The following is an 18,667-nucleotide window of genomic DNA, read 5'->3' on the forward strand; positions in this document are numbered from 1 at the left end:
AGAGCGCAGCGATGAGGAGGAGCGGTGCGCGTAAGCAATGTTCTCGCCCTTGACACCTCCACGCCCGCGGTGACGGCCGGCTTGGTACGGCTCGAGCGCGGCGTCCTCACCGTGCTGGCCGAGCGAGTCACCGTCGACGCCCGCGCGCACGCCGAGCGGCTCACCCCGAACGTGCTGGCCGCCCTGGCCGATGCCGCGCTGACGATGGCCGACCTCGAGGCCGTCGTGGTGGGCTGCGGCCCCGGCCCGTTCACCGGCCTGCGGGTCGGAATGGCCACCGCGGCCGCCTACGGGCACGCGCTGGGCATCCCGGTGCACGGCGTGTGCAGCCTGGACGCCATCGGGGTGCAAACCACCGGCGACGTCCTGGTGGTCACCGACGCCCGCCGGCGCGAGGTGTACTGGGCCCGCTACCGCGACGGGGCCCGCACCGACGGTCCGGCGGTGAACGCCCCGGCCGACGTCGACCCCGGCACGGCGCGCGCGGTCGCCGGCTCGCCCGAGCACGCGGCGCTGTTCGGCCTGCCGGTATGCGGGCCCGTCCACCCGACGCCGGCCGGCCTTATCACCGCAGCGACGATGCGGGCCGCAAACCCGGCGCCGCTGGTGCCGTTGTATCTGCGCCGGCCCGACGCCAAACCCTTGGCGGCCCGCCGATGACCGCCCCCAGTGAGCCCGTGACCCTCGGCGCGTTGACACAAGCCGACGCGCGGCGGTGCGCCGAGCTCGAGGCGCTGTTGTTCGACGGCGACGACCCGTGGCCCGCGGCGGCGTTCAACCGCGAATTGGCCAGCGCCCATAACCATTACGTGGGCGCGCGTGTCGCCGGCACGCTGGTGGGTTACGCGGGCATCTCGAGGTTGGGCCGCACCCCGCCGTTCGAGTACGAGGTGCACACCATCGGCGTCGACCCGGCCTATCAGGGCCGGGGCATCGGGCGCCGGCTGCTCGACGAGCTGTTGGATTTCGCCGACGGCGGCGTCGTCTACCTGGAGGTCCGCACCGACAACGAGGCGGCCATCGCGCTGTACCGCAGCACGGGGTTCACCCGGATCGGCCTGCGCCGGCGCTACTACCGGGCCAGCGGCGCCGACGCGTACACGATGCGGCGGGTGGGCTCATGACGATCATCTTGGCCATCGAAACCTCTTGCGACGAAACGGGAGTCGGCATCGCGCGGTTGGACGAGGACGGCGCCGTGACCCTGCTGGCCGACGAGGTGGCCTCCAGCGTCGACGAACACGTCCGCTTCGGCGGCGTCGTCCCCGAGATCGCCTCGCGGGCGCACCTGGAGGCGCTCGGTCCGACCATGCGCCGCGCGCTGGCGGCGGCGGGCCTGAAAAAACCCGATATCGTCGCCGCCACCATCGGGCCCGGGCTGGCCGGCGCCCTGTTGGTGGGAGTGGCTGCGGCCAAGGCGTATTCGGCCGCCTGGGGGGTGCCGTTCTACGCCGTGAACCACCTGGGCGGGCACCTGGCCGCCGACGTGTACGAACACGGACCGCTGCCCGAATGCGTGGCGCTGTTGGTGTCCGGCGGGCATACCCACCTGCTGCACGCGCGTTCCCTCGGCGAGCCGATCGTCGAACTCGGCGGCACCGTCGACGACGCCGCCGGCGAGGCCTACGACAAGGTGGCGCGGCTGCTGGGGCTGGGCTACCCGGGCGGCAAGGTGCTCGACGACCTGGCCCGCACCTGCGGCCGAGAGGCCGCGGAGATCCCCGCGTTCCCACGCGGCATGACCGGCCCGGCCGACGACCCGTACGCCTTCAGTTTCTCCGGGCTCAAGACGGCCGTCGCACGGTATGTGGAGAGCAATCCGGAGGCGAGTACGGCGGATATCGCCGCCGGCTTCCAAGAGGCCGTCGCCGACGTGCTGACCATGAAGGCGGTGCGTGCGGCGACCGCTCTCGGCGTCTCGACGCTGCTGATCGCGGGGGGAGTGGCCGCGAACTCGCGGCTGCGGGAGCTGGCCGCGCGACGCTGCGCGGCGGCGGGCCTGACGCTGCGGATCCCCAGGCCCCGGCTGTGCACCGACAACGGCGCCATGATCGCGTCGTTCGCCGCGCACCTGGTGGCCGCGGGGGCGCCGCCGTCGCCGTTGGACGTGCCCAGCGACCCCGGCCTGCCGGTGCTGAAAGGCCTCGTCAACTGACCGCGGCCCGCCAACGCGCGGGAAGCAGCGGGCCGGCCTTGAGTGCTAGCACTCTCATGTATAGAGTGCTAGGTGGCAATCGGACGGTCCCCTGCGCCGGCACCCGCGACGACGGCGCGAGGGCACGGACGGCTGCCAAATCACCTGATAACCCGGACGGTTCGGGGCAGTCCCCGGACCGACCGCCAACCCCGGTCCGGAGGCCCCGGACCCGATCTAACTAGTGGAGGGCTCCAATCGTGGCGAAGGTGAACATCAAGCCACTCGAGGACAAGATTCTCGTGCAGGCCAACGAGGCCGAGACCACGACCGCGTCCGGTCTGGTCATTCCTGACACCGCCAAGGAGAAGCCGCAGGAAGGCACCGTCGTCGCAGTCGGCCCCGGCCGGTGGGACGACGACGGCGCGAAGCGGATCCCGCTGGACGTGTCGGAGGGTGACACCGTCATCTACAGCAAGTACGGCGGCACCGAGATCAAGTACAACGGCGAGGAGTACCTGATCCTGTCGGCCCGCGACGTGCTGGCCGTCGTCAACAAGTAAGGACCGTGTTCCGCCCCGGCGATCCCCGCGTTTGACCGCGGGTGATTTCCGGGGCGGCATGCGTTCGCAGCGGGCGGGCCGTTTCTCGGCCCGCATCGTCGGCCGGGCGAAAGGAACCTGATGAGCAAGATCATTGAGTACGACGAAACCGCGCGCCGCGCCATGGAGGCGGGCGTGAACAAGCTCGCCGACGCGGTGCGGGTGACACTGGGGCCGCGCGGCCGGCATGTGGTGCTGGCCAAGGCATTCGGCGGACCGGCGGTGACCAACGACGGTGTCACCGTCGCGCGCGAGATCGACCTGGAAGACCCGTTCGAGAACCTGGGCGCCCAGCTGGTGAAGTCGGTGGCCACCAAGACCAACGACGTCGCCGGCGACGGCACCACCACGGCGACCGTGCTGGCGCAGGCGTTGATCAAAGACGGCCTGCGCATGGTTGCAGCCGGGGTCAACCCGATCGCGCTCGGCATTGGAATCGGCAAGGCCGGCGACGCGGTGTCCGAGGCGCTGCTCGCGTCGGCGACCCCGGTGTCCGGCAAGGACGCGATCGCGCAGGTGGCCACGGTGTCGTCGCGCGACCAGCAGATCGGTGAGTTGGTCGGCGAGGCGATGACCAAGGTCGGCGCCGACGGCGTGGTCAGCGTCGAGGAAGCCTCGACACTGACCACCGAGCTGGAATTCACCGAGGGCGTCGGCTTCGACAAGGGCTTCTTGTCGGCGTATTTCGTGACCGACTTCGACTCCCAGGAGGCCGTGCTCGACGAGCCGCTGATCCTGTTGCACCAGGAGAAGGTCAGCTCGCTGCCCGACCTGCTGCCCATGCTCGAAAAGGTCGCCGAGACGGGCAAACCGCTGCTGATCATCGCCGAGGACGTCGAGGGTGAGGCCCTGGCGACGCTCGTCGTCAACTCCATCCGCAAGACGCTGAAAGCGGTCGCCGTCAAGGCGCCGTTCTTCGGCGACCGCCGCAAGGCTTTCCTCGAGGACCTGGCGGTGGTCACCGGTGGTCAGGTGATCAATCCCGACGCCGGCCTGCTGCTGCGCGAGGTCGGCACCGACGTGCTCGGCTCGGCCCGCCGCGTGGTGGTCGGCAAGGACGACACCATCATCGTCGACGGCGGCGGCTCCAAGGAGGCGGTCGCGGGTCGCATCAAGCAGCTGCGCGCCGAGATCGAGAAGAGCGACTCGGACTGGGATCGCGAGAAGCTGCAGGAGCGGCTGGCCAAGCTGGCCGGTGGCGTGGCCGTCATCAAGGTGGGCGCCGCCACCGAGACTGCCCTCAAGGAACGCAAGGAAAGCGTCGAGGACGCCGTCGCGGCCGCCAAGGCCGCCGTCGAGGAGGGCATCGTCGCGGGCGGCGGATCCGCGCTCATCCAGGCCCGCAAGGCGCTGAAGGAATTGCGCGCGTCGCTTAGCGGCGACGAGGCGGTCGGTGTCGACGTGTTCTCCGAGGCGTTGGCCGCGCCGCTGTACTGGATCGCCACCAACGCCGGGCTGGACGGCGCCGTCGCGGTCAACAAGGTCAGCGAACTGCCCAGCGGGCAGGGGCTGAACGCGGAGACGCTGCGCTACGGCGACCTGATCGCCGACGGCGTCATCGACCCGGTGAAGGTGACGCGGTCCGCGGTGGTCAATGCGGCGTCGGTGGCCCGCATGGTGCTCACTACCGAGACGGCGGTGGTCGACAAGCCTGAAAAGGCGGAAGAGCACGACCACGGCCACGGGCACCATCACCACCACTGAGTCCCCACGCGAGCAGACGCAAAATCGCCCATTTCATCTCGAAATTGGGCGATTTTGCGTCTCGCCGGGCGCGGTTAGGCCGAGCGGCGGCGGCCGATGTCGCCCTTCAGCAGTAGGTCGCGCTCGGATTCCGACAGGCCGCCCCAAACACCGTACGGCTCACCAACTCCCAGGGCATGGGAACGGCACTCCTGGATCACCGGGCAGCGCCGGCACATCTCCTTGGCGCGCTGCTCGCGCTGCATGCGGGCGCGGCCACGCTCGCCGTCGGGGTGGAAAAACATCGACGAGTCAACGCCGCGGCACAGGCCTTGCAGTTGCCAGTTCCAGATGTCGGCGTTGGGCCCGGGTAGCTGCTCCGGCTGTGGCATTGGATCGTTCCCTCTCTGCACGGCACGCCCAGAAGGTCAGGTTTCGCGAAGCGTCCGAAAAGCGATTGTGCGACTGATTTTTCAGTGGCGTCACCGATGACTACCCGTCACCCGTAGAACTTAGGGGCGACGGCGAATTTCCGTCAATAGCCAGTTAGAACACCAAAATATATGGGCGTTGGAGCAGAATTAACTCATCGTTCATCTGTAACACATTCGTCGAACGGGGACCGTGCTACCAGGCACTTGACCAAACTGAGATTTCGCAGCTCAGGGCGCAGCGAAGCGGAGGCAGCAATTAGTACAAAGCCGACCGTGATTAACATTTCGGTAACACAGACACCACGAACTGTTTACTACTATCACCGTGATTGAAACTCGTCACACTTCGATGATTGAGCGAACGCTGGCCGCGGCCGCATTCGGGGGCCGGCCCGGCAGCTGGCCGCTGCCGGCGGCGACCACGCCACAGCAATTGTGGCTGCGGGCCGTCGCGGCGGGCGGGCAAGGTCGCTACGGCAGCGCCTACCGCGACCTGGAGGTGCTGCGACGCAGCGGCCCGACCGGTCGGTTGGTTTCGCTGGCCCACAGCACGCAGGCATCGTTTTTGCGCCAGCTCGGTTGGCACAGTTGGGCGCGGGGCTGGGACGGGCGCGCCTTGGCGCTGGCCGGCACGGATCCCGAGGCCCGTGCCGATGCGCTGATTGGGCTGGCGGCCGACGCCCTGGGCGTCGGCCGTTTCGCGGTCGCCGCGACGTTGTTGACCCGCGTGGACACGCGGCCCGGCGTGGTGCCGGACCGGCTGCCGGTGCGCCGGCGGTGGGTGGCCGCCGAGCTGGCGATGGCCCGCGGCGCCGGGGAATCGGCCATGCGCCATGCCGAGGAAGCCGTGGAGCTGGCGCGGGCCATGACCGTTCCGTCGGCGCGACACCGGGTCAAGAGCGACGTGGTGCTGGCCGCCGCCCTGTGCAGCGCGGGCAACACCGACCGCGCCCGTGCGGTCGCGGCGCCGGCGCTGGAGGCCACCGGCAGACTGGAACTGATACCGCTTCGCTGGGCATTGGCGTGCTTGCTTATCGATATCGGACACGCCACGTTTTCGGCACAAAAGCTGCACGAAATTCGCGATATCTGCGCAGGCCAGGTGCGGCGCGCCGGTGGGACGTGGCGTTCCGCTTGAAACGGCCTTCCGCCCGTTATTGTCATTTAGTTAGTTAGCCCGCGATGTGTCCCATTCGTAACGTTGGAGCTACCGCCGTCGATGACAATGCAAGGGGAACGTCTCGACGCTGTGGTTGCGGAGGCCGTGGCCGGAGACAGCAACGCACTACGGGAGGTGCTGGAGACCATCCGACCGATTGTCGTGCGATATTGCCGCGCGCGAGTCGGCACAGTCGACCGCGGCGGCCTCTCAGCAGACGACGTGGCTCAGGAGGTGTGCTTGGCCACCATTACGGCGCTGCCGCGGTACCGGGAGCGGGGGCGCCCGTTCCTGGCCTTCCTGTACGGCATTGCGGCCCACAAGGTTGCCGACGCCCATCGGGCGGCCGGCCGTGATCGTGCCTATCCCGCCGAATCGGTTCCCGAGCGCTGGTCGCCCGAGGCGGGCCCGGAGCAGCGGGCCATCGAAGCCGATTCGGTCAGTCGAATGAACGAATTGCTGGAGATCTTGCCCGGCAAGCAGCGCGAGATACTGATCCTGCGCGTGGTCGTCGGCCTGTCCGCCGAGGAGACCGCCGCCGCCGTCGGCAGCACCACGGGAGCGGTCCGAGTGGCTCAGCACCGGGCGCTGTCACGGCTCAAGTCCGAAATCGTCGCGGCAGGTGACTATGCCTGATCCTGGTTATGCATTCCCGGACCAGCCGGCCTTGGACGAGTTGGCCCGCACCGATTTGCTCGTCAACGCGCTCGCCGAACGTCGGCCGGTCGATCTGGACGACCCCAACGACCCCAATTTTGAAGCGCTGGCCATCCTGCTGGAGGACTGGCGCGACGACTTGCGGTGGCCACCGGCCAGCGCGCTGGTGTCGCCGGAAGAGGCCGTCGAAGCGCTGCGCACCGGAATAGCCGAGCGCCGGCGCGCCCGTCGTGGCGTGGCGGCGGTCGGATCGGTCGCCGCAACGCTGTTGGTGCTCAGCGGGTTTGGTGCCATGGTGGCCGAGGCCCGTCCCGGGGACGCCCTGTACGGCCTGCACGCGATGTTCTTCGACCAGCGGCGGGTCAACGACGACCAGATCACGTTGTCCGCCAAGGCCGATCTGGCAAAGGTTCAGCAAATGATCGACCAGGGCCAGTGGGCCCAGGCCCAGAATCAGTTGGCCGAGGTCAGCAGCACCGTGCAGTCCATGAACGACGGGGCCAGCAGGCATGACCTGATGAACGAGGTCAACCTGCTGAATACCCGGGTCGAATCACACAACCCGAACGCGACGCTGCCGGCCTCCGCCACCACACCGCCGCCGCCGGCCCTGATTCCCAGCACCACGGCCCCACCGGTGGTCAGCCCCGGCGCAATGGCTCCCGCCCCCAGCGAATCACCGAGCCCGTCGCCGAGTCCGGCTTCGGGTGGGCACCATCACCACCACCACGGACACAAGCCCTCGCCGTCGTCGGAGGCGCCAAGCGACACACCCTAGGCCAGGGGGCGCTCAGTGGCGGCGGTGAAACCCGTCGGCGTCTGACGTCGCTTCGTTGAGCGAGGCGTCGGCGTATCCCCGGCAGTAATCCCACGTGACGTAGGCGTCCGGTTCGGGATCGTAGGCGGGCTCGTGCGGGCGGACGGTGCCGTCGATCAGCAGTTGCAACAGGTTGGCCCGCAACATGTCCCAGTCGTGGTAGTGGTCTTGCTGGCACTCCTCGCAGCACACCACGAGCCCGCGAATACCTTTGTGCGCCAACAGGGCCTCATAAACGGCCAGATCGGCGAGGTCAGCCTCGACCGCCATCCGCTCTTGCTGATCCAGGGGCTGTCCCGGCTCGACGGCATCCAGCGCCGCTGACGGATCGCAGGGGTCGTCGGCGAATGGGTCGGGTGGCAAACCCGGCGGGAGGTGGTCACGCACGCCTCTAGCGTACGCAGGCGGGTGGCGATAACGCCAGCAGGGAGCCGCCCGCCGTTTCCGTGCCGTTCGGGTCGCGCGGCACGCCCAAGCAAGCGAGTCCGGAGCGAGCCGAGCCGATAGGATGGGCTTCTCACTCCAAGCGTGCGTATGGAGGGCCCCACCGATGTCCCGTGGCATGTCCCACTTAGAAGACAGCTCCGCGCTGGTCGGCACTCCGTATGTGCGCGACGCCCGTATTGAGGGCCTGGTCGACGACCCGGTGCCGACCGGGGGCGACAACCCCTACAAGGTGGCGATGCTGGGGCTCACCTTCGACGACGTCTTGTTGCTGCCCGCGGCGTCCGACGTGGTTCCCGCCACCGCGGACACCTCCAGCCAGCTCACCAAGAAGATCAGGCTCAAGGTGCCGCTGGTCAGCTCGGCGATGGACACCGTCACGGAGTCGCGGATGGCCATCGCGATGGCCCGCGCGGGCGGCATGGGCGTGCTGCACCGCAACCTGCCGGTCGCCGAACAGGCCGGCCAGGTGGAGATGGTCAAGCGCTCGGAGGCCGGCATGGTCACCGACCCGGTCACCTGCCGGCCGGACAACACCCTGGCCCAGGTCGAGGCGCTGTGCGCCCGGTTCCGGATCTCCGGACTGCCGGTGGTCGACGCACTGGGCTCACTTGTTGGGATCATCACCAACCGCGATCTGCGATTCGAGGTCGACCAGTCCAAGCCGGTCGCCGAGGTGATGACCAAGGCCCCGCTGATCACCGCCCAGGAGGGTGTCAGCGCCGACGCCGCGTTGGGCCTGTTGCGCCGCAACAAGATTGAGAAGCTGCCCGTCGTCGACGGCCATGGCCGGCTGACCGGGCTGATCACCGTCAAGGACTTCGTCAAGACCGAACAACACCCCCTGGCCACCAAGGACAGCGACGGTCGGCTGCTGGTCGGTGCCGCCGTGGGCGTCGGCGGTGACGCCTGGGTGCGCGCGATGATGCTGGTCGACGCCGGGGTCGACGTGCTGATCGTCGACACCGCGCACGCCCACAACAGGCTGGTCCTCGACATGGTCGGCAAACTCAAGGCCGAGGTCGGCGAGCGCGTCGAGGTGATCGGCGGCAACGTGGCCACCAGGGCCGCGGCCGCGGCCCTGGTCGACGCCGGCGCCGACGCGGTGAAGGTCGGTGTGGGACCGGGATCGATCTGCACCACCCGCGTCGTGGCCGGCGTCGGCGCCCCGCAGATCACCGCGATCCTGGAAGCAGTAGCGGCCTGTCGTCCGCATGGCGTGCCGGTCATCGCCGACGGCGGGCTGCAGTACTCCGGTGATATCGCCAAGGCGCTGGCCGCGGGCGCATCGACGGCGATGCTCGGCTCGCTGCTGGCCGGCACCGCCGAGGCGCCCGGCGAGCTGATCTTCGTCAACGGCAAGCAGTTCAAGAGCTATCGCGGCATGGGGTCGCTGGGTGCCATGCAGGGTAGGGGCGGGGGTAAGTCGTATTCCAAGGACCGTTACTTCGCCGACGATGCTTTGAGCGAGGACAAGCTGGTGCCCGAGGGGATCGAGGGCCGGGTGCCGTTCCGCGGACCGCTCTCGTCGGTGATCCACCAGCTGACCGGCGGTCTGCGCGCCGCGATGGGCTACACCGGCTCGCCCACCATCGAGGTGTTGCAGCGGGCGCAGTTCGTCCGGATCACCGCCGCCGGGCTCAAGGAGAGCCACCCGCACGACGTCGCCATGACCGTCGAGGCGCCCAACTACTACGCCCGGTGAACAGCGAACTGGCCATGGTCGAGATCGGGATGGGCCGCGCCGCCCGTCGCACCTACGAACTCAGCGAAATCAGCATCGTGCCGTCGCGGCGCACCCGCTCGTCGCAGGACGTGTCGACGGCGTGGCAGCTCGACGCCTACCGGTTTGAAATCCCGGTGGTGGCGCACCCGACCGATGCCTTGGTGTCGCCGGAGTTCGCGATCGAGCTCGGCCGGCTCGGCGGGCTCGGGGTGCTCAACGGTGAGGGGCTGATCGGCCGGCACGCCGACGTCGAGGCCAAGGTCGCACAACTGCTCGAGGCCGCCGAAAAGGAGCCCGAACCCTCGGCGGCGATCCGGCTGCTACAGGAGCTGCATGCGGCGCCGCTGGACCCGGACCTGCTGGGCTCGGCGGTGGCCCGCATCCGCGAGGCCGGGGTGACCACCGCGGTGCGGGTCAGCCCGCAAAACGCCCGGGCGCTGACACCGGTGCTGCTTCAGGCCGGCATCGACCTGCTCGTCGTCCAGGGCACGATCGTGTCCGCCGAGCGGGTGGCCAGCGACGGCGAGCCGCTGAACCTGAAGACCTTCATCGCCGAGCTCGACGTCCCGGTGGTCGCCGGCGGTGTGCTCGACCACCGCACCGCGCTGCACCTGATGCGCACCGGCGCGGCCGGCGTCATCGTCGGCTACGGCTCCACCCGGGGGGTGACCACCACCGACGAGGTGTTGGGCATCAGCGTGCCGATGGCCACCGCGATCGCCGACGCCGCCGCCGCGCGGCGCGAATACCTCGACGAGACCGGCGGCCGTTACGTGCACGTGCTGGCCGATGGCGATATCCACACCTCCGGCGAGCTGGCCAAGGCGATCGCCTGCGGTGCCGACGCGGTGGTGCTGGGCACGCCGCTGGCCGAATGCGCCGAGGCGCTTGGCGGCGGGTGGTTCTGGCCGGCCGCGGCGGCGCACCCGTCGTTGCCGCGCGGCGCGCTGCTGCAGATCGCCGTCGGGGAACGCCCGCCGATGGAGCGGGTACTGGGCGGTCCGTCCGACGACCCGTTCGGCAGCCTGAATCTGGTCGGTGGCCTGCGCCGGTCGATGGCCAAGGCCGGCTACTGCGACCTCAAGGAATTCCAGAAGGTCGGGCTGACCGTCGGTTGCTGAGTCTCGACGCTCCTCGACGCCGAGCGTCACGCTAGCGTGACGGCCACCGCCGAGCGTCACGCCAGCGCGGCACTGGGCCGTTGGATTTTCGCGGTGGCGTTCCGCTCGCGGCGACGACCGCGACGTCGTAGGCAAACAACTGCTCGTCGGCCCGTCATGATCGTCAAGTCGAGCAGCTGGAGAACCTGGATCGAGTTGAGGGACTGGTGGTTGCGCTCGTAAGTTCGTCGGGGTCAGGCCCCTGGAGCCACACCAGCCACACCAGCACCGCCGAACTTCTCCATGACTGATTCGCTGCAGGGCCTGGTGACGACCAACCTGGGCCTCGGCGACCTCGGCAATTACAACCGGGCAGTCCGGCTTCTTCAACGTGCGGGGGATCCTGCAGGCCCTGGCGGGTTGGTTCGGCTAGTTGGCAGGCAACCTGTGAGGACGGGCATACTGCCCAGATGAGGCCGGATTACGACGTTCTGATCATCGGCTCGGGGTTCGGGGGCAGCGTCAGCGCACTACGGCTGACGGAAAAGGGCTATCGCGTAGGCGTATTGGAAGCCGGCCGCCGCTTCTCCGACGAGGAGTTCGCCAAGACGTCCTGGGACCTGCGCAAGTTCCTCTGGGCGCCCAAGCTGGGCTGTTACGGCATCCAGCGCATCCACCCGCTGCGCAACGTGATGATCCTGGCGGGCGCGGGGGTGGGCGGCGGCTCGCTGAACTACGCCAACACGTTGTACGTGCCGCCGGAGCCGTTCTTCAAGGACCGGCAGTGGTCGCACATCACCGACTGGCGTGACGAGCTGATGCCCCACTACGAACAGGCGCAGCGAATGCTGGGCGTGGTGGAAAACCCGACGTTCACCGACGCCGACCGCATCGTCAAGGAGGTCGCCGACGAGATGGGATTCGGCGACACCTTCGTGCCGACACCGGTCGGGGTCTTCTTCGGCCCCGACGGCACCAAGACGCCGGGCAAGAGGGTGCCCGACCCGTACTTCGGCGGCGCCGGTCCGGAGCGCACCGGCTGCCTGGAATGCGGCTGCTGCATGACGGGCTGTCGCTACGGCGCCAAGAACACACTGGTGAAAAACTACCTCGGTCTCGCGGAATCAGCTGGCGCGCAAGTGATTCCGATGACGACGGTGAAGGGTTTCGGGCAGCGCTCCGACGGACTGTGGGAGGTGCGCACCGTCCGCACCGGCAGTTGGCTGCGCCGCGACCGGCGCACCTACACCGCCGCGCACCTGATCCTGGCCGCGGGCACGTGGGGCACGCAGCACCTGCTGTTCAAGATGCGGGACGCTGGGAAGTTGGCCCGGCTGTCAAAACAACTCGGCGTGTTGACCCGGACCAACTCCGAGTCGATCGTGGGGGCGGCGACGCGCGAGGTCTTGCCCGATCTGGACCTGACCCACGGGGTGGCGATCACGTCGTCGATTCACCCGACGCCGGACACCCACATCGAGCCCGTCCGCTATGGCAAGGGCTCCAACGCGATGGGGCTGTTGCAGACCCTGATGACCGACGGCCCAGACCCGGAGGGTCCCCCAGGCAGCTCCGTGCCGCGGTGGAAGCAGTTGTGGGACCAGGGCCGCGAAGATCCGCGCGGCCTACTGCGGATGCTCAATGTCCACCAGTGGAGCGAGCGAACGCTGATCGCGCTGGTGATGCAGCACCTGGACAACTCGATCACCACGTTTACCAAGCGCGGCAAGCTCGGCATCCGCTGGTATTCGAGCAAGCAGGGACACGGCGAGCCGAACCCATCGTGGATCCCGATCGGCAACGAGGTCACCCGCCGCATCGCCGCCAAGGTCGACGGCGTGGCCGGCGGCACCTGGGGCGAACTGTTCAACATCCCGCTGACGGCCCACTTCCTTGGTGGGGCGGTGATCGGGGACAGCCCCGAAAACGGCGTCATCGACCCGTATCACCGGGTCTACGGCTACCCCAGCCTGTTCGTGGTGGACGGCGCCGCGATCTCGGCGAACCTGGGCGTCAACCCGTCGCTGTCCATCACCGCGCAGGCCGAGCGGGCCGCCTCGCTGTGGCCCAACAAGGGCGAGATCGATCAGCGGCCGCTGCAGGGTGACACCTACCGGCGCCTGGCGCCGATCCCACCCGAGCACCCGGTGGTGCCCACCGGGGCGCCGGGCGCGCTGCGTTGGCTGCCGATCGATCCGGTCAGCACGGCGGGCTAGTGACGATCGCGAGCGCGGCGTAGCCGGGCGCTGCGGGTCGTCACGATGGTAGGTGACGATCGCGAGCGCGGCGTAGCCGGGCGCTGCGGGTCGTCACGATGGTAGGTGACGATCGCGAGCGCGGCGTGGCCGGGCGTTGCGGGTCGTCACGATTAGGTAGAGCCTCAGCTCGCGATCGCCTCGAGCGGGGCGCCGCTGAGCACCCGGCTGCGTTCCCCGTGCACGTTGACCGGCACGTCGCCCAACAGGGTGACGCGGTGCATGAGCCGCGGCTGGTCACCGTAGTCGTCGATCGCCCGGTGCTGCGTCGCCCGGTTGTCCCAGATGGCGACGTCACCCGGCTCCCAGTTCCAGCGGATGGTGTTCTCGGGCAAGGTGATTCGCCGGTGCAGCAATTCGAACAGCACGCTTGACTCGTAGCTGTCCAGCCCGACGAAGTTGCGGATGAAGTTTCCGGCCAGCAGGGTGCGTTCACCGGTCTCCGGGTGCACTCTCACCACCGGGTGTTCGGTCCGGAACTCCTTCTTCTGGAACGCATCCGCGAACGCCTGCTGGATTTCGGTCAGCGATTCCACTTCGGTGATCGCGTAATCGAATTGGTTGGTGTGCACCGCCCACAGGTTCTCCACCAGGTGCTTGAGCGGTTCGGGCAGGTGCTCGTAGGCCGCCGCGGTCGAGGCCCACAGCGTCGACCCGCCGTAGCTGGGCAGCGTGATCGCGCGCAGGATCGAGGCCGCCGGGTAGTTGGCGGCGAACGTGACGTCGGTGTGCCATTGGGTCGCCTTGCCCCATTCGGAGTTGATCGGGGTGATGATCGGGGCATGGGCATCATGGGCCCCGAAGGCGGCCGCGGCCGGGTGGCCGATCGGGGTGCCCAGCAGCCCGGCGAACGCGAGCTGTTGGTCGTCGTCGAGGTGGTGCTGGCCGCGGAAGAAGATCACCTTGTGGGTCAACAACGCCTGGTGGATCTCTTCGACGGCGGCCGGGTCCAGGTCGCCGCCGAGTTGCACCCCGTCGATACGGGCACCGATCCGGCTGCCCAGCTTGGTGACGGTTATCGCCTGTGTCATGTCTTTCGTCCTTTTGGCTGAAGCCGAGGTGTAGTCAATTGACTACATAAGTTAGCGTAGACAGGTGACTACAAGCTCGGCAAGTGTTTCGCGCCGCAAGATTCCCACCGGGCAGGGAGCCCCCACCGGGCGGGAGGCGGTGGCGGCGGCGATCCTCGAGGCCGCCACCGACCTGTTCGCCGAGCGCGGCCCGGCCGCGACGTCGATCCGCGACATCGCCGCCCGATCGAAGGTCAACCACGGGCTGGTGTTTCGTCATTTCGGCACCAAGGAACAGCTGGTCGGTGCCGTGCTCGACCACCTGGGTGCGACGACGGCCGCGTTGCTGCAGAGCGATCCCTCGGAGGCGGAGGCGGAACGGGTGACGGACCGGCACATCCGGGTGATGGCCCGCACCCTGCTCGACGGCTACCCGGCGGGGAAGTTGCAGTCGCGATTTCCCGGCGCCTCGCAATTGTTCGAGCACATCCGTCCGAGCCACGACGACGACCGCAGCGCGCGTCTGGCCGTCGCCAATGCCTTCGCGCTGCAGTTCGGCTGGCGGTTGTTCGCGCCCTTCATACGCTCGGCGGCCGGTCTCGACGAGCTGACGGACGACGAGCTGCGGGAAGCCGTGGGCGCCGAGGTGACCCGGATCGTCGAACCTCACTGACCCCCGGGCTCAAAGGCCGTCGAGCGTGCGTCCAGGGCGGGAAATCGGCCTGGATTCCGCCCAGGACGCACACCGAACGCCACCGGTGCACGCTCGTGAGCGCCATCGAAAAGGCCCGGGCCTAGTCCACCAAGGCGGGTCACCAGATCAGGCGTGCGGATCGACCGAGCGCCCGAGGTAGGCCATGAGTCGGGTGGTCGGCGACGAGTCCTCGGGCGCGGGTTGGGCCGGCCCGAACCCGCCCGGCCGACGCAGCATGTTTTCCGGCACCGACTCCACCAACTCGCGACAGAACGCCAGCAGGTCCGCGGGCATCTCGACCAGCCGGCCCCGCGAGCGGTAGATGTCCCAGCTGTGCAGGGCCAGGTCGGAGACGGGGTAGGCCAGCGCGCGCTGCAGCGGGACCTCGCCCTGCGGCGACGTCCGCATCGCGTCCAGGTCCGCGCCGGGCAGGGCGCTTTGCAAGCGGGCGGCCAGCTCACGCAGCCGCGCGGCGGGGTCCTCGGATGTCCAGTCCGCCGGCCGAGAGGGCTGCCGCCAAATCTCCTCGTCTTCGACCAACGCCACGACCTTCGCCGCGCTCCCGGTGACGTGACCCACGAGGTCCCGCACGCTCCAGCCCTCGAGGTTGGACGGCTTGTCCCAGCCCTCCGGAGGAATCTGCTCCACGGCCTCGATCAGCAGGTCCATCGCCTCGGTGGCTAACTCGCCGATTGGTGAGGTCGCCTCGTTCATGACCGTATGGTAGCCACCCCGCGGGCGGGGTCAGGGTGGGTCGGTCGCCGGCCGTCTTGCCCATCCCCCAGGGTTGTGCTCACTGACTCCGGGACACCACGCGGCGGTGCAGCGGCTCGCGTCCCGGCGGCTGCTGCGGCGGCGGCAGTAGCGGCTTGCGGGTGCGCACCGCGATGGTCGTCGGCGAATCGGTGTTCAGTGTGAGTTCGTCACCGGCGTGCCGGATGGTCAGCTCGTGACCGGGCCCGTCGCGAACCGTGTAGGTGACGTCGGAGTGGTTGACGTCGACGGTCAGCCGGAAATCCCGCCACCGCAGCCGGAACCGCAGTCGCGAAATGCCTTCGGGCAGTTGGGGATCCAGCGACAGGATGCCCTCGTCGTCGCGCAGGCCGCCAAACCCCACGACCAGCGCCGTCCAGGCTCCGGCGAGCGAGGCCATGTGCAACCCGTCGCGGGTGTTGTGGTGCAGGTCGCGCAGGTCGATCAGCGCGGCCTCGTAGGCATAGTCATGGGCCAGCTCCAGATGCCCGACCTCGGCACACATCACCGCCTGGGTGCAGGCCGACAGCGACGAGTCGCGCACCATGCGCCGCTCGTAGTAGTCGACGTTGCGCGCCTTCTGTTCGTCTGTGAACGCATGACTCTGCCACTGCATCGCCAGCACCAGGTCGGCCTGCTTGATCACCTGGGCGGGGTAGAGCCGCACGTAGGCCTCGTGCAACAGCAACGGGTAGGTGGTGTTGGCTTCGAAGTCCCACTCCGCAAAGGTGGTGAACCCCTCGCACTGCTGATGGACGCCCAGCTCGGCGTCGTAGGGAATGTGGACGGCGTCGGCCGCGTCGCGCCAGGCGGCGGTCTCCTCGGTGGTGACGCCCATCGCCTCCGCAGCTTCGGGGTGACGGTTGCAGGCGTCGGCGGCGGTGATCAGGTTGTGTGCCGCCATCAGGTTCGTGAAGACGTTGTCGCGGACGATCGCCGTGTATTCGTCGGGTCCGGTGACGCCGTCGAGGTGCCAGACGCCGTGCCGGTCATGGTGGCCGAGCGAGAGCCACAGCCGGGCGGTCTCGATCAGCACCGCAAGGCCGCACTCCTCCTCCAGCGAGGGGTCGCCGGTGACGGTGCGGTACCGCTCGAAGGCCATGGCGACGTCGGCGTTGATGTGCCAGGCCGCCGTGCCGGCCGGCCAGTAGGCCGAGCACTCCTGGCCGCGGATGGTGCGCCAGGGAAAGCTGGCCCCGGCCAGGCCGAGCTCGGCCGCCCGCTCCTTGGCCAGGCCCAGGGTCGACGCCCGCCACCGCAGCGCGTCGGCGACGGCATGCGGCGCGGTGTAGGTGAGCACCGGCAACACGTAAGCCTCGGTGTCCCAGAAGGCGTGGCCGTCGTAGCCGGTTCCGGTGAGCCCCTTGGCGGGGATCGCGCGGCGTTCGGCGCGCGCGCTGGCCTGTAACAGGTGAAACAGCCCGAACCGGACCGCCTGCTGGGATTCGGGGTCACCCTCGACCTCGACGTCCGCGCAATCCCAGAACTCGTCGAGATAGGCCCGTTGCGAATCCAGCAGCCCCTGCCACCCGCTGTAACGGGCGCTGTGTATCGCGGCGGCGGCCTGGTCGCGCAGTGCCGGGCGGGAGCGCATGCTTGACCAGCCGTACGCCAGGTATTTGACGATGCGCAGCTTCTGTCCCGCACGCAGCCCGCAGATCACCGTGGTCCGCCCCAGGTCGGGACGGGCGTCGGTGCTGAACTCGACGCGCCCGGGAACGTCGATCTCGTGATCCATCGCGGCGGACACCATCAGGGCGCTGCTGCGGGTCCGATGCATGAGAAGCGCTGAAGTTTCGGTGCTTTCGTGGTCGACGGCCTCCAGCGGGTTCTCCAGAATGGCCGACACCCGCGGGTCGCCCGAGGTCACCGGCTGGTCCTCGTTGGTGACCAGTTCGGACTGCACGGTCACGCGGACGAATTCGCCGACCGCTTCGACGACGTATTCGATGGCGGCCACGCCACGCTGAGCCAGTGACACCAGCCGGGTGGACACCACCCTGACCTGCTTGCCGGCCGGCGAGCGCCAGTGCGCGCGGCGGGTCAGTGTCCCGGCGCGCAGGTCGAGAACCCTTTCATGCGAGAGCAATTCGCCGTAGCGGACGTCGAACGGCTCGTCCTCGACCAGCAGCCTGATGATCTTGCCGTTGGTGACGTCGACGATGGTCTGGCCCGCCTCCGGATAGCCGTAGCCGGCCTCGGCGTACGGCAGCGGCCGGATTTCGTAGAAGGAGTTCAGGTAGGTGCCGGGCAGGCCGTGCGGCTCGCCTTCGTCGAGGTTGCCGCGCAACCCGATGTGCCCGTTGGACAAGGTGAACAGGGATTCCGACTGGGCCAACAGGTTCAGGTCGAGCCGGGTCTCGCGGACCTGCCACGGTTCGACGGGAAATGCCTCGTCAGTAATCATGACTGCAGCAGCTCGGCCAGATCGGTGACCACCACGTCGGCGCCGTTGCGGCGCAGATCTTCTGCCTGGCCCACGCGGTCGACGCCCACCACGAAGCCGAAGTTGCCGGCGCGGCCGGCCTGCACGCCCGACAGCGCGTCCTCGAAGACGGCCGCGGCGGCGGGGCCCACGCCCAGCATCTGCGCGCCGCGCAGGTAGGAGTCGGGGGCCGGCTTGCCGGCGATGTGCTCGTCGCGCAGCGTGATCCCGTCCACCCGCTGCTGGACGAACCGGTCGAGCCCGGTGATCTCGAGCACGTCGCGGGTGTTGGCGCTCGAGGAGACCACCGCGATGCCCAGCCCCGCGGCCGAGGCCGCCTCCAGATAGCGACGCGACCCCTCGAACACCTCGACGCCGTCGTCGTGCAGGACCTTCTGGAACATCTCGTTCTTGCGGTTGCCCAGGCCGTATATCGTCTCGGCGTCGTCGGGGTCGTCCGGAGTGCCGTCGGGCAGGTCGATTCCCCGGCTGTTCAAAAACGACCGGACCCCGTCCTCGCGTTTCTTGCCGTCGACGTATTTCCGGTAGTCCGCGGCCGCGTCGAAGGGGACGAACTTTTCTCCCGTCCGCTTGGCCCGCTGCGACAGATAGGCGTCGAACATCACTTTCCAGGCCTTGGTATGCACGCTCGCGGTATCGGTGAGCACGCCGTCGAGGTCGAACAGGCAGGCATGCACCTTCTCCGGCAGACCCAGCACGGCGGACCCTCGCTCTCTGCGGTATCGGGGGTTGGGCGGTATCCACTCCACCATG

Annotated in this window: 18 protein-coding genes; 12 read left to right on the plus strand and 6 right to left on the minus strand. The window is 68.8% G+C overall.

The genetic code is table 11. The features are described 5' to 3' along the window. The first annotated feature begins 24 nt into the window (after nt 1–24). From tsaB to groL, 5 genes are all read left to right on the plus strand, one after another. Nucleotides 25–660, plus strand: coding sequence for a tRNA (adenosine(37)-N6)-threonylcarbamoyltransferase complex dimerization subunit type 1 TsaB (gene tsaB, locus K3U93_RS04820; protein WP_083009455.1), 636 nt, complete (start codon nt 25–27; stop codon nt 658–660). Beyond that, complete coding sequence (gene rimI / locus K3U93_RS04825; RefSeq protein ID WP_083009456.1) at nt 657–1,124, plus strand: ribosomal protein S18-alanine N-acetyltransferase; 468 nt, start codon at nt 657–659, stop codon at nt 1,122–1,124. The genes tsaB and rimI overlap by 4 nt, the downstream gene beginning before the upstream one ends. Further along, nucleotides 1,121–2,155 (plus strand): tRNA (adenosine(37)-N6)-threonylcarbamoyltransferase complex transferase subunit TsaD, encoded by a 1,035-nt coding sequence (gene tsaD / locus K3U93_RS04830; protein ID WP_083009459.1) that lies wholly within the window; start codon nt 1,121–1,123, stop codon nt 2,153–2,155. The genes rimI and tsaD overlap by 4 nt, the downstream gene beginning before the upstream one ends. A 239-nt stretch (nt 2,156–2,394) precedes the next feature. Next, nucleotides 2,395–2,697: a co-chaperone GroES gene (groES, locus tag K3U93_RS04835; RefSeq protein WP_071509858.1), complete on the plus strand. Its 303-nt coding sequence runs from the start codon at nt 2,395–2,397 to the stop codon at nt 2,695–2,697. A 120-nt stretch (nt 2,698–2,817) separates the two neighbouring features. Beyond that, nucleotides 2,818–4,440: a chaperonin GroEL gene (groL, locus tag K3U93_RS04840; protein ID WP_083009461.1), complete on the plus strand. Its 1,623-nt coding sequence runs from the start codon at nt 2,818–2,820 to the stop codon at nt 4,438–4,440. 74 nt (nt 4,441–4,514) lie between these two features. On the opposite strand, the gene K3U93_RS04845 is transcribed toward groL, so the two are convergent. Then, a complete protein-coding gene (locus tag K3U93_RS04845) occupies nt 4,515–4,811 on the minus strand; it encodes a WhiB family transcriptional regulator (protein WP_083009463.1) in 297 nt (98 codons plus the stop codon). Between the two features lie 367 nt (nt 4,812–5,178). Between K3U93_RS04845 and K3U93_RS04850 the strand changes: the two genes are divergently transcribed. The 3 genes from K3U93_RS04850 to K3U93_RS04860 all read left to right on the plus strand — a co-directional run bounded on the left by K3U93_RS04850 (nt 5,179) and on the right by K3U93_RS04860 (nt 7,447). Beyond that, complete coding sequence (locus tag K3U93_RS04850; RefSeq protein ID WP_230981580.1) at nt 5,179–5,991, plus strand: hypothetical protein; 813 nt, start codon at nt 5,179–5,181, stop codon at nt 5,989–5,991. A gap of 81 nt (nt 5,992–6,072) precedes the next feature. Next, the gene (locus tag K3U93_RS04855) at nt 6,073–6,648 is read left to right on the plus strand and encodes a sigma-70 family RNA polymerase sigma factor (protein WP_071509862.1); all 576 of its coding nucleotides are present in this window, start codon (nt 6,073–6,075) and stop codon (nt 6,646–6,648) included. Next, nucleotides 6,641–7,447, plus strand: coding sequence for an anti-sigma-D factor RsdA (locus K3U93_RS04860; protein ID WP_083009468.1), 807 nt, complete (start codon nt 6,641–6,643; stop codon nt 7,445–7,447). The genes K3U93_RS04855 and K3U93_RS04860 overlap by 8 nt, the downstream gene beginning before the upstream one ends. A gap of 12 nt (nt 7,448–7,459) precedes the next feature. Here K3U93_RS04860 and K3U93_RS04865 read toward each other — a convergent pair whose 3' ends face one another. Continuing rightward, the gene (locus tag K3U93_RS04865) at nt 7,460–7,873 is read right to left on the minus strand and encodes a DUF5319 domain-containing protein (protein WP_071509864.1); all 414 of its coding nucleotides are present in this window, start codon (nt 7,871–7,873) and stop codon (nt 7,460–7,462) included. Between the two features lie 163 nt (nt 7,874–8,036). On the opposite strand from K3U93_RS04865, the gene guaB reads away from it, so the two are divergent. The 3 genes from guaB (at nt 8,037) to K3U93_RS04880 (ending at nt 12,972) form a co-directional block, all read left to right on the plus strand. Then, a complete protein-coding gene (gene guaB / locus K3U93_RS04870; protein WP_071509865.1) occupies nt 8,037–9,635 on the plus strand; it encodes an IMP dehydrogenase in 1,599 nt (532 codons plus the stop codon). A gap of 14 nt (nt 9,636–9,649) precedes the next feature. Next, nucleotides 9,650–10,777 (plus strand): GuaB3 family IMP dehydrogenase-related protein, encoded by a 1,128-nt coding sequence (locus tag K3U93_RS04875; protein ID WP_071509877.1) that lies wholly within the window; start codon nt 9,650–9,652, stop codon nt 10,775–10,777. A gap of 449 nt (nt 10,778–11,226) precedes the next feature. Next, on the plus strand, nt 11,227–12,972 hold the full coding sequence (locus K3U93_RS04880; protein WP_083009471.1) for a GMC oxidoreductase: 1,746 nt from the start codon (nt 11,227–11,229) through the stop codon (nt 12,970–12,972). Between the two features lie 164 nt (nt 12,973–13,136). Here K3U93_RS04880 and K3U93_RS04885 read toward each other — a convergent pair whose 3' ends face one another. Beyond that, nucleotides 13,137–14,042, minus strand: a complete 906-nt coding sequence (locus K3U93_RS04885) for a TauD/TfdA dioxygenase family protein (RefSeq protein ID WP_083009473.1) — start codon at nt 14,040–14,042, stop codon at nt 13,137–13,139. 64 nt (nt 14,043–14,106) lie between these two features. Here K3U93_RS04885 and K3U93_RS04890 point away from each other — a divergent pair, with 64 nt between their 5' ends. Further along, nucleotides 14,107–14,694, plus strand: coding sequence for a TetR/AcrR family transcriptional regulator (locus K3U93_RS04890; RefSeq protein ID WP_083009476.1), 588 nt, complete (start codon nt 14,107–14,109; stop codon nt 14,692–14,694). Nucleotides 14,695–14,841: 147 nt separating this feature from the next. On the opposite strand, the gene K3U93_RS04895 is transcribed toward K3U93_RS04890, so the two are convergent. The 3 genes from K3U93_RS04895 to K3U93_RS04905 all read right to left on the minus strand — a co-directional run bounded on the left by K3U93_RS04895 (nt 14,842) and on the right by K3U93_RS04905 (nt 18,666). Then, the gene (locus K3U93_RS04895; RefSeq protein ID WP_083009478.1) at nt 14,842–15,429 is read right to left on the minus strand and encodes a TIGR03086 family metal-binding protein; all 588 of its coding nucleotides are present in this window, start codon (nt 15,427–15,429) and stop codon (nt 14,842–14,844) included. A 79-nt stretch (nt 15,430–15,508) separates the two neighbouring features. Next, on the minus strand, nt 15,509–17,875 hold the full coding sequence (locus K3U93_RS04900) for a glycoside hydrolase family 65 protein (RefSeq protein WP_083009480.1): 2,367 nt from the start codon (nt 17,873–17,875) through the stop codon (nt 15,509–15,511). Continuing rightward, the gene (locus K3U93_RS04905) at nt 17,872–18,666 is read right to left on the minus strand and encodes a beta-phosphoglucomutase family hydrolase (RefSeq protein ID WP_083009534.1); all 795 of its coding nucleotides are present in this window, start codon (nt 18,664–18,666) and stop codon (nt 17,872–17,874) included. Before K3U93_RS04905 ends, K3U93_RS04900 begins: the two co-directional genes overlap by 4 nt. Nucleotide 18,667: the final 1 nt, after the last annotated feature.

The organism is Mycobacterium malmoense (assembly GCF_019645855.1).
Lineage (GTDB): Bacteria > Actinomycetota > Actinomycetes > Mycobacteriales > Mycobacteriaceae > Mycobacterium > Mycobacterium malmoense.

Coding starts and splice junctions, on each gene's coding strand:
- K3U93_RS04880 (WP_083009471.1), top strand. CDS start 11,227: ATGAGGCCGGATTACGACGTTCTGATCATCGGCTCGGGGTTCGGGGGC.
- K3U93_RS04895 (WP_083009478.1), bottom strand. CDS start 15,429: ATGAACGAGGCGACCTCACCAATCGGCGAGTTAGCCACCGAGGCGATG.
- K3U93_RS04860 (WP_083009468.1), top strand. CDS start 6,641: ATGCCTGATCCTGGTTATGCATTCCCGGACCAGCCGGCCTTGGACGAG.
- rimI (WP_083009456.1), top strand. CDS start 657: ATGACCGCCCCCAGTGAGCCCGTGACCCTCGGCGCGTTGACACAAGCC.
- K3U93_RS04905 (WP_083009534.1), bottom strand. CDS start 18,666: ATGGTGGAGTGGATACCGCCCAACCCCCGATACCGCAGAGAGCGAGGG.
- groL (WP_083009461.1), top strand. CDS start 2,818: ATGAGCAAGATCATTGAGTACGACGAAACCGCGCGCCGCGCCATGGAG.
- K3U93_RS04885 (WP_083009473.1), bottom strand. CDS start 14,042: ATGACACAGGCGATAACCGTCACCAAGCTGGGCAGCCGGATCGGTGCC.
- tsaD (WP_083009459.1), top strand. CDS start 1,121: ATGACGATCATCTTGGCCATCGAAACCTCTTGCGACGAAACGGGAGTC.
- K3U93_RS04845 (WP_083009463.1), bottom strand. CDS start 4,811: ATGCCACAGCCGGAGCAGCTACCCGGGCCCAACGCCGACATCTGGAAC.
- guaB (WP_071509865.1), top strand. CDS start 8,037: ATGTCCCGTGGCATGTCCCACTTAGAAGACAGCTCCGCGCTGGTCGGC.
- K3U93_RS04900 (WP_083009480.1), bottom strand. CDS start 17,875: ATGATTACTGACGAGGCATTTCCCGTCGAACCGTGGCAGGTCCGCGAG.
- K3U93_RS04855 (WP_071509862.1), top strand. CDS start 6,073: ATGACAATGCAAGGGGAACGTCTCGACGCTGTGGTTGCGGAGGCCGTG.
- K3U93_RS04875 (WP_071509877.1), top strand. CDS start 9,650: ATGGTCGAGATCGGGATGGGCCGCGCCGCCCGTCGCACCTACGAACTC.